The sequence below is a fragment of the Vibrio sp. 704 genome (assembly GCF_033339295.1).
The window spans coordinates 1-795 of the sequence record NZ_JAWOUH010000312.1 but is presented as its reverse complement, the minus strand read 5'-3'; the positions used below and the strand labels follow the sequence as shown (position 1 = coordinate 795).

2 protein-coding genes are annotated in these 795 nt (G+C 38.7%); both read left to right on the top strand.

Features of this window, described 5'->3' with window-relative positions; genetic code table 11:
- A partial coding sequence (locus R7R24_RS26135; RefSeq protein ID WP_318120035.1) for a hypothetical protein occupies positions 1 to 214 on the top strand: 214 nt, incomplete at its 5' end.
- Positions 215 to 366: 152 nt separating this feature from the next.
- Positions 367 to 795, top strand: a 429-nt coding sequence (locus R7R24_RS26130) for a transporter substrate-binding domain-containing protein (protein ID WP_318120034.1), incomplete at its 3' end; no start/stop codon positions are given.

Here is a 795-nt window from a genome sequence, read left to right as displayed (position 1 = left end):
CATAAAGCAAATGGCAGCAGAGTCAATTTTGTCGCGTTTTTGGCGAATGTTTGATGGCTTTGATTCGCGTTTGGGAAATAACTGTATGCAAAACAAAGGGGTGGAAGGTCACTTCTTCACAAGATGTATAGAAAATTTCTTTTTAAGAAATTGTTCAATTGAGCTTATTAATGAAGTGCATATAAACAAATTAGTGACTTCGTGTTCAAAGTAAAAATAACAAAAAAGTACCAAATTTATATTAAAAAGTACTAATTTAGATTCATATCAATAAGCATCTCATTTCGTTATTGATAGGTCTGCTATATCTTTATTCGAATCAAACAGCAGACATTGTTTTCAAAAAAAGACTGGTGAGTAGTGGGTATGGCATCAACAAGTTTTAGTACTTATGGTTACAAGTGCACCAGGGCGTGTACTTCGTTGTTATTACTATGGCTTGCCATGTGTTCGTACAGTTTCGCTCACCAAACTAAAGTCGATACATTGATTGTCACCAATTCTAAGGCTTGGAAGCCGTTCTCATATGTCTCACAAGATGGTGAACCCAAAGGCATTCTGATTGACTTCTGGCGAGAGTATGCCGAAAGAAATCACGTTCGTGTTGAGTTCCTGCTGCTCGATTGGGAAGAGTCTTTGCGTGCAGTTAAGGAGGGGCGTGCGGATGTTCACGCTGGTCTGATTTACTCTGAGGCTCGCGATAAGTACCTTGATTTTGGTGCGGTTATCATGCCTATTCAAACCAAGTTGTACGTCAATAAAGATATGCTAGCCGTTGATATTAAGGGCGTTCTT